Origin of the sequence: Streptomyces sp. NPDC002809 (assembly GCF_040295435.1) — a bacterium.
Lineage (GTDB): Bacteria > Actinomycetota > Actinomycetes > Streptomycetales > Streptomycetaceae > Streptomyces.
The window spans coordinates 85,261-93,056 of record NZ_JBEOVJ010000026.1; the positions used below are offsets into that span (position 1 = coordinate 85,261).

Genomic DNA, 7,796 nt, shown 5'->3' on the forward strand with positions numbered 1-7,796 from the left:
CAAGGTGCTGGAACAGCGCCTGCTCGTTTCTCTCCGGACACCGGGGCCGATCGCGCGGTCCCGGCTGCGGACGACGCAGGTGGACGGTGTGCTCCGCCGCGCCTGCCGTACCGGCACGCCCCGGCCGCACCCGGGCTTCTGCGGCCGCAGCAACGGCGGCGCCCGGACAGCTCGTTCCGTGGGGGGCATCGCCGTGGAACACGTCGACGGCCGCCGCCGCATCCACGTGGGTGCGGCCATCGCCGTCCTGCACGAAGGCGGAGGCCAGGAGTGGAGTCGAACCGCCGATACGGGCCGCTCCGTCGAGGTTCATCGGCGATGACTGGAACCCACAGGGGACGGCGTTCGCATGACCCATCCGCAAGCGGCTCCCCGGAGCGAACAGCGCCGTGACTACAGCCCCCGAAGCGCCTCGTAGAGATCGGAGTGCGCGCTCCAGCAGTCGACACTGCCGTCCTCGTACAGGCTGCCCATGTACCAGTCGTCGTCGACCGGCTTCACAAGACTCAACCCCTGGAACCCCAGGACGATTTCAGGATCGAGCCGTTCGTTCTCGTCGTAGCGCGCCCGCCCCACCACCCACGTCACCGAACGGTCGGTATCGAGGGCCGTGGCCTCCCGGTCGCCGGAGACGCGACGGATCTCCTCCAAGGTCCACCCGTCCGGCAGCTTCACGCCTGTCATCCGGCGATGATGGCCCACCGCGCCGGCCACACGGGACCGGGACCGGGTTCCACGGGGCGTCGATGCGGGGGCCGGTCGTCGGCGGGCTGCCAGGAGCCGTCGGCGAGTTGCTGCTCCAGCTCCGCCAGTGCGGCGGCCGTGCGGGGCCAGTCCTCGCGGCCGCGCAGGCCGGTGGCGGTGACAGGGCGACGAGAGTGCCGGGAAGGCGTCGGCGACACACGTGCCGCGGTGGGGACGACGGCGGGCGGGCGGCCGGGCGGGCCGTTGACTCTGAGCTGTCCGAAGTCGTGACCGCCGGCGATCCGGTTCCGCCATTCGGTTTCGTCCGGGGCGGCGTCCCAGGGCTGGATGAACATGCTGATCCTCGTACGTGACAGGTGCTGCGGGCGGGAGGGTCAGGTGAGGGCGAGGAGGCTGACGGCGGCCACGGCGGTGCCGAGCCCGACGATCTGGCCGCGGTGGATGCGCTCGGCCAGCACACTGCGGGCGAGCAGGACGGTGCCGGCGGGGTAGAGGGCGGTGATCACGGCGACGACGGCAAGGTCTCCGCTGCGGGCGGCGAGCAGGAACAGCAGGTTCGCCACCGAGTCCAGCACGCCGGCGCTGACGGACATCGCGCAGGAGGGCCGCTCGGACCCCAGCCTGCGAAACATCAGCCCGGCGGCACCCAGAGTGACGGCCGAGGACACCGCCCTGCCGATGATCAGCGGCGCGACCCCGCTGTCGGACGGCGCCTGGTGCAGGAAGACCAGCTGGAGGGCGATGGCGGCGCCCGCACCGAGTGCCAGCCGCAGCGCCGTACGCGAGGGCCGCACCGCCCCCGAGCCGTGCCCGGCACTGACCAGCACGACCGCGGCCAGTGCGAGCGGCAGACCCACGAGTCCGGCGACGCCCAGGCGCTCCCCCTGCAACAGGCCGACGCCCACGGGCAGCATGGCGGACATCAGCGCGGTCACGGGCGACAGTACGTTCATCGGGCCGATCGCCAGCGTCTTGTAGAGCAGGGCGAACGCGGCGGCCGACGCGACACCGGACGCCGCACCCCAGCCCAGGGCCGCCGCACCGAACGAGGCGCCGAGGAAAGGCCACAGCAGCAGCTCGACCACGAGGGATGCCGGGGCCGCGATCATCACGGTGCGCAGCACATGAGCCCTGCGGGCCCCGAGACCCCCGAGGAAATCGGCGCATCCGTAGGCGAGTGAGCTGCCCAGGGCCAGCAGCAGAGCAATCACGGGCACATCCCTTACTATTCAATAGAACGACCCAAAGGTACAACGAACCGACCGTCCCGTGTCAACCAAACGACCGCACGGTGCATTCCAATGGTTCTTCGCAAGGATGGTGATCGGATGGCCGAGACGGACAAGGCGCTGCGGACGCTCGCGCGCAACGTCAGAGCGGCCCGCACCCGCGCAGGGCTGTCCCTGGACGAGCTCGGCCGGCGTGCACAGGTCAGCAAGGGCGCCCTGGTGGGGCTGGAGAAGGCCCAGGGCAACCCCAACTTCGCCACCCTGGTCCGGCTCGCCGACACGCTCGGCATCTCGGTGTCCGCGCTGATGGAAGGACCGGCGGAAGGCCGCGTCCGGGTCGTATCGGCCGACGCCGTGACCCCCCTGTGGACCGGGGCGCAAGGCAGCGAGGCCCGGCTCATGCTGACGACCTCGGGCGCGGCCCCGGTCGAGGTCTGGCGCTGGCGGCTGGAGCCGGACGAGGAGTACCCCAGCCACCCGCACCAGGCCGGGGTCGTGGAAACGGTAAGCGTCACCTCCGGCCGGATGACGCTGATCGTCGACGGCACCGAACACCGCGTGGAGGCAGGCCAGACGGCCACCTTCGACGGCGACGCCCCTCACACCTACCGCGGCGTCGGCCCCCGGGCCTGCCACCTGGTCATGACGGTCCACCTGCCGCCCGGCCCGGCATCGGCCGCCTGACGCCGACGTCCGCCGCCGCATGACCCCGGCGGGCCCGGACGGTCGGCGGGGTGGGGCGGACGGTCACGGGGGGGTACGTCCACGGGAGGACGGACGGCCGCGGGGCGCGGACTCAGGTCAGGGTGCCGCCGGTGTTCCGGATCAGCTGCTGGAGGACTCTCACCGCGGTGACGTAGTCGGCGTCGTCGATGCCCTGGTGGATGCGGGCCCGGATGGCCGGGGTGTGCCGCTTGAGGCCGGCACGGGCCTTCTCACCCGGCTCGGTGATCCACAGCCGCCCCGCGCCGTCGATTGTTAGCCAACCGCGCTCCAGCAGGACGTCCGCTTCCGCCTTCAGGTCGTCCTCGGGCCTGATGCAGGAACTCATGGCCTGTTCGAGTTCGGGGACCGTCATGCCCCGGCCGTCGGCAGCTCAGCCCTGCTCCCGTTCGCGGCGCTTCTCTTCCACCGCGTAGCCGGGCACGGACGGCCAACGGACGGCCAGCACCACCGATTCCTCCTCCGCGAACCATGAGTGGTCGACCCCGCGCCCCCACACGACGTAGTCCCCCTGCTCTTCCAGGAGGACGCTGCGGCCGGGGAGTTCGACACGGAAACGTCCGCTGATCAGAACCAGGAGAGCGGTGCGTTCCTCGCCCTTCACCCACTGCGAGCGCTCGTCGCCGCGAGGGTGAACTCCCCACTTGATCTCTACGTCCTCGCTGTGGCGCGGGTCGCTCGCGTCCTTGAAGTGCCCGAGGAGCCATCCCCGGTCCAGCGCCGCATCCTTGCCCGCATTGCCCACATACACACTGTTCTCCACGAGGCCGGAGGTTAGCAGTTCGCCTGAATGCCGCAGGGGAACGAGGCCTCTCCGAAATCACACGAGTCAGATCGAGAACTCCGCCCACCGGCCCCGAGTGCCGACCGAACCGGCACGCCGCGACTTCAAGGCATCCAGCCGCTTCACGGGCCGTTGCGGCGCGTTCGCGCGGGAACCCGTGACGCTTCGAACCGCCGCTATCCGTCGCGCAAGCACGTGGTGACGTGGCGGCCCGGTGCGACGCGCCGATGCCCCGCATCGCGGGTGCGGGGCATCGCGGCACCGCGCTGATGTGGAGCGTGCGCGGGGACGGGACGGTCAGCGGGCGAGGCGGGGGAAGAGCGCCTCGGCGTTGCCGCGGTCGATGGCTTCGGCCTGGCCCGTGGTGAAGTCGGGATAGGTCTCCAGGAAGTGGTTGTAGTAGGTGCCGGCCTCCTGCGGGGCGAAGGGCCGGTCGCTGCCGTAGAGGACGTGACCGGGCTCGGCGAAGGCGAGCAGGGCCGGCAGGGCGGAGGGGCTCGCGGACAGGGCGGTGTCGAAGTAGAACCGCTTCAGGTCGTGCAGGATGTCGTCCGCCTTGCGGTCCCGGTCCACGACGGTGGAGGTCAGGCCGGAGAAGCGGTAGGCGGCATACGGCAGGAAGCCGCCGCCGTGGGAGAGGATCACCCGCACATCGCGGTATCGGTCCATGACACCGTTCAGCACCATGTTCAGGGCGGTGCGGGTGGTGTCGAAGACATAGTCCGCGAGCGGGGCGGGCGTGCCGGGCAGCAGCGGCATCGGCGGCTGCGCGGGGTGCACGAAGACGTTCGCGGCGCGGCGGTCCAGCTCGGCCCACAGGGGCTCGAAGTCCGGGTCGCCGAGGTACTTGCCGTGGGCGTTGGACATCAGGACCACACCGTCGGCCCCCAGGACGTCGAGCGCGTACACGGCCTCGGCGACGGCCGCGTCCACGTCGGGCAGCGGGATGCCGGCGAAGTGGCCGAAGCGGTCGGGGTTGTCCTTGACGACCTCGGCGCCGTACTCGTTGACGGCGCGGGCCAGGTCGCGGGCGGCCGCGTCGTCGCCGAGGTGGATGCCGGGCGAGGTGACGGACATGACGCCGGTGGCGATGCCCTGCTGGTCCATCATCGCGATCGCGCTCCGAGGGCTCCAGGCAGGGATGGCCCAGCCGCCGGAGTTCAGGCCGCGTGCGGCCAGGGTGTCGGCCCAGACCGGCGGGACGATGTGCTGGTGGACGTCGATGCGTGCGGGGAAGTCCATGACTCGAAGCCTCCTAAAACTTAGCTTGCTAACAAACTTCATTTAGTAAGCTAACAGTCATGCGAGAGGTGAGCAAGCACGAAGAGGACAACCACCAGGACCCGGCCGGAGACGAGGCGGGCGTGCGGGAGCTGGCGCAGGCCGCCGACCGGCTGTTCTACGCCATGCGCCGCTCAAGGGCAGCCACCATGGGCCACTCCGGGGCCGGGCTCTCCATGGCCCAGCTCACCCTGCTGGAACCCCTCACCGCGGACGCCCGGAGCCAGGGCCTGCCGGTCGGCAGGCTCGCCACGACCGCCGAGGTCAGCGTCCCCACCGCCACCCGCATGCTCAAGCAGCTCGAAACGGCGGGCGTGGTCACCCGGCAACGCTCCCCGCACGACGAGCGCCAGGTCCTCATCCGCCTCACCGAGGACGGCGCCCACCGGCTCGCAGCCATGCGCACGGAACTACGCGCCCGCCAGTCCGAGGCCCTGTCCCACTTCACCCCCACCGAACGCCGCGAACTCGCCGCACAGCTCCAGCGCCTCGCCGCCGTCATCGGCGACACCATCCCCCGGCCGGCCAAGGGGGAGTCCGCGCCGCACTGACGCGGCCTGGCGTCCAGCCGCCCCGTGCCGAGTCGGCGGATGGCGACCGGGGCCGGTCGGGCCAGTCAGCGCAGGTGTGAGTGGTCCTGCTGCCGAGGCCGACGGCCCGCGGGCCGTCGAGAGGACGGTCTCCTTGCTCGCCGACTGCCCCCACCATGAACGCGAGCCCGAGCACTGCCTCGCGACCCTCAGCCCGAGAAGAGAGGTTCTGGCTCCCATTGCGTGATGCGCGTACGTCGAGTGACGGCCAACGCGTAGAGAACTGGGCCTCTGCGTCAGAACAGCAGGTCTTCGGCGTATTCGCCTGTCCCGTTGCTCGCCCACCACAGATCGTGATCGTCCATGCGGGTGCGAAGTTCACGGGCGGCGATGTCGTTCGCATTTTTCAGGGTGCTGGTGTCGTGGCCCCAGGCGTTCAGCGCGTCCAGCGCGCGGTCACGTTTGTATCGGTCTGTGCTGGTGCTGAGCAGGCGGTGGGCGTGGTCAGCCAGCTCGTTCCGGTGCCGGGTGAGGGCATGGTGCTCGGCGAGGGGGACGGCGGCAATGAGGGCCGCGTCGCGTACCTTCGCGTTGTCATTGGTGAGGAACCGTTGAACGGCGGAGTAGATCACCGGGCGCAGGTCCCGGAAAGCCCGCATGTCGGGGCATGCGTCGAGGAAGCCTTCCCCGAAGTGGTTCTCGCCCATGGCGACACGCTCGTCGTCGGCGTCGTAGGCGGTGCAGCCGAGCCAGTCCAGCAGCGTCTCGCGGGTGGGGTGGCGCGGCTGGAGCTCGGCCTCGTGGGCGTGTTCACCTGCTGCAACAGCCGGGTGGTTCAGGATGGCCGCCACGTAAAGGGCTACGGGCACGGTGGCTTCGTAGATGGTGTTCTGGTGGGTCACTTCACCGAGAGCGTCCTCGGCGGCGGCCGCCCTCACGGCCGGATCGAGGTCGAGGAGACGCGTAAGCGCGGCCGGCAGGGACTCGCCGGTCCCGTACGGAGTGGCGAGCGACGCCCAGTCCGTCCCGTCCAAGAGCTCTTGAAAGTGAGGGAGCTCAGGATGAGGGTTGCTCTCCGTCGTTCGGCTGCCGCGGCTGGTCACAGACCGAGGCTATAGCGTGGGCAAGCCTGCGCTGCGCCAGCCGTTTGCCGCTCTGGCGCTCTGGCGCTCTGGCGCTCTGTGAGCATCTGGCCGTCGCCGTTGGCCGCCGCAGTCACGCAGTTGGACACTCACCGCTCAACGACCCATCGAGCCAGGGCCGTTGTCGGTGTCGGCCCCCAGGGTCTCAAGTGCGCGGTCGGCTTCCGGGGGTTCCAGCTCTGAAAAGAATGGTTGCATCCCCGGCCTGCACGGGGGCGGCCCGGAGAATCGTCCGGGACCCAACCGGCGGTCGGGCTTCGCCGATGGCCGGCAGACGACCTGCCAGAGCCGTCCGCGCACCAACCTCTCGTGGGCATCACCTGATTCGTAGCTCCACGGACTGTTCCGCATTGCTCAAGAGGCTCGCGCGCACGGACACATGAGCTGAGCCGCGAGAGGGGATCGCACGCCGCACGAACCGGCATGAGATCCGTCTGCTGAGCCCGGGAAAATCATTGGACCCGCCGACGGGGGCGCATCGTAGGGTTCGGGGCGCGGAAAAGCGGTCGGCGGAGAAGGAACGGTGGATGGCGGGACTGTACGAGATCTGGCAGCGCGCGGAAGTGTCGAGCAGGCTCGACGTGTTGTCGGGCTTCGTCGCGATGTGCGTGGCGAGGGACGACGACGCGCGACACCGTCTCACCCAGCTGGTTGCCGACGCGGACGAGGCCCTCTCCGCCTCGCCCCCGGATCTGGATGTCGCCTCGGACCACCTGGACGAACTCGTCCGGTGGGCCGACACGGAGTGGGCCGATCACCCCTGTCGCCCCGTGGAAGCCCGGCCTGACGAGGCCGACCGACAGACGCGTGACTACGCCAAGGATCTCTGGCGCGCCGCGCTCCCGGTCCACGTCCGGGACGAGATGGGCCGCATCGAACTCAGCCTCGAAGTGCGGTTCCTGGCCTTGTGCCGCCGGCCGGGGCTGGACTGTCGGACCCGCCAGGACATCTTCTATGTCGCAGGGCGTGCTGCGATGGCCCTCGACCTCGGGCTCCTGGAGGCGGCGGAACGGGAGATCCGGCGCATGGACCAGGTGGGTTCCGTGGAGCCACGGGAAAGCCGCTGCGGCTGACTGGCGGCTTGCACAAGATCCTGCCCGACTCCGGCCGGACGGGGAAGGTGGCCAAAGCCGTGGAGGCGGCCATCTGGCGCACGCGTCTCCTTTCAGTTCCGAGGAGACGCGCCTCAGGCGCACGTGGTGAGACACGTCCACCCCTCCCATGAGCCGGACTCAACGTGCCCAGGCACTGAATCCAGTCCCTCAATGGGGTGAGATCCCATCGTGGTCGTTCGGGGAATCGGCCTGTAACAACGGCTAACACAATGAGGTGGATCGGTCCTGTTGACCGTGTCCGCGTCAGAGATTCAGCGTTGTTCGGGCATGGGGACTTCGCCGTGGAT

General features: G+C 70.1%; 9 protein-coding genes and 1 pseudogene. 3 read left to right on the forward strand and 7 right to left on the reverse strand.

Annotated features, from left to right (window positions below; translation table 11 throughout):
- Nucleotides 1–393: 393 nt before the first annotated feature.
- Genes ABT025_RS17900 through ABT025_RS17910 form a run of 3 tightly spaced genes read right to left on the reverse strand, consistent with a single transcriptional unit; the run spans nucleotide 394 to nucleotide 1,916 of the window.
- Nucleotides 394–684: a hypothetical protein gene (locus tag ABT025_RS17900; RefSeq protein WP_350995001.1), complete on the reverse strand. Its 291-nt coding sequence runs from the start codon at nucleotides 682–684 to the stop codon at nucleotides 394–396.
- Nucleotides 681–1,040 carry a hypothetical protein gene (locus ABT025_RS39520; RefSeq protein WP_502971973.1) on the reverse strand — a complete coding sequence of 120 codons (360 nt, stop codon included), beginning with the start codon at nucleotides 1,038–1,040 and terminating at the stop codon, nucleotides 681–683. Before ABT025_RS39520 ends, ABT025_RS17900 begins: the two co-directional genes overlap by 4 nt.
- A gap of 39 nt (nucleotides 1,041–1,079) precedes the next feature.
- Complete coding sequence (locus ABT025_RS17910) at nucleotides 1,080–1,916, reverse strand: EamA family transporter (protein ID WP_350995023.1); 837 nt, start codon at nucleotides 1,914–1,916, stop codon at nucleotides 1,080–1,082.
- Between the two features lie 117 nt (nucleotides 1,917–2,033).
- Here ABT025_RS17910 and ABT025_RS17915 point away from each other — a divergent pair, with 117 nt between their 5' ends.
- Nucleotides 2,034–2,618: a helix-turn-helix domain-containing protein gene (locus ABT025_RS17915; RefSeq protein WP_350995003.1), complete on the forward strand. Its 585-nt coding sequence runs from the start codon at nucleotides 2,034–2,036 to the stop codon at nucleotides 2,616–2,618.
- 112 nt (nucleotides 2,619–2,730) lie between these two features.
- Here ABT025_RS17915 and ABT025_RS17920 read toward each other — a convergent pair.
- The 3 genes and pseudogenes from ABT025_RS17920 to ABT025_RS17930 form a co-directional block, all read right to left on the reverse strand.
- A pseudogene (locus tag ABT025_RS17920) lies at nucleotides 2,731–3,024 on the reverse strand (MarR family transcriptional regulator); the annotation flags it as partial.
- Nucleotides 3,025–3,030: 6 nt separating this feature from the next.
- Nucleotides 3,031–3,420 carry a cupin domain-containing protein gene (locus tag ABT025_RS17925; protein WP_350995005.1) on the reverse strand — a complete coding sequence of 130 codons (390 nt, stop codon included), beginning with the start codon at nucleotides 3,418–3,420 and terminating at the stop codon, nucleotides 3,031–3,033.
- Between the two features lie 318 nt (nucleotides 3,421–3,738).
- Nucleotides 3,739–4,683, reverse strand: coding sequence for an amidohydrolase family protein (locus ABT025_RS17930; protein ID WP_350995007.1), 945 nt, complete (start codon nucleotides 4,681–4,683; stop codon nucleotides 3,739–3,741).
- 59 nt (nucleotides 4,684–4,742) lie between these two features.
- Here ABT025_RS17930 and ABT025_RS17935 point away from each other — a divergent pair, with 59 nt between their 5' ends.
- Entirely contained in the window at nucleotides 4,743–5,273 is a 531-nt protein-coding gene (locus ABT025_RS17935) for a MarR family winged helix-turn-helix transcriptional regulator (protein WP_350995009.1), read from the forward strand.
- 275 nt (nucleotides 5,274–5,548) lie between these two features.
- On the opposite strand, the gene ABT025_RS17940 is transcribed toward ABT025_RS17935, so the two are convergent.
- The gene (locus ABT025_RS17940; RefSeq protein ID WP_350995011.1) at nucleotides 5,549–6,355 is read right to left on the reverse strand and encodes a hypothetical protein; all 807 of its coding nucleotides are present in this window, start codon (nucleotides 6,353–6,355) and stop codon (nucleotides 5,549–5,551) included.
- 566 nt (nucleotides 6,356–6,921) lie between these two features.
- Here ABT025_RS17940 and ABT025_RS17945 point away from each other — a divergent pair.
- Nucleotides 6,922–7,467, forward strand: a complete 546-nt coding sequence (locus ABT025_RS17945) for a hypothetical protein (RefSeq protein ID WP_350995013.1) — start codon at nucleotides 6,922–6,924, stop codon at nucleotides 7,465–7,467.
- Nucleotides 7,468–7,796: the final 329 nt, after the last annotated feature.

Coding starts and splice junctions, on each gene's coding strand:
- ABT025_RS39520 (WP_502971973.1), bottom strand. CDS start 1,040: ATGTTCATCCAGCCCTGGGACGCCGCCCCGGACGAAACCGAATGGCGG.
- ABT025_RS17945 (WP_350995013.1), top strand. CDS start 6,922: ATGGCGGGACTGTACGAGATCTGGCAGCGCGCGGAAGTGTCGAGCAGG.
- ABT025_RS17900 (WP_350995001.1), bottom strand. CDS start 684: ATGACAGGCGTGAAGCTGCCGGACGGGTGGACCTTGGAGGAGATCCGT.
- ABT025_RS17930 (WP_350995007.1), bottom strand. CDS start 4,683: ATGGACTTCCCCGCACGCATCGACGTCCACCAGCACATCGTCCCGCCG.
- ABT025_RS17915 (WP_350995003.1), top strand. CDS start 2,034: ATGGCCGAGACGGACAAGGCGCTGCGGACGCTCGCGCGCAACGTCAGA.
- ABT025_RS17935 (WP_350995009.1), top strand. CDS start 4,743: ATGCGAGAGGTGAGCAAGCACGAAGAGGACAACCACCAGGACCCGGCC.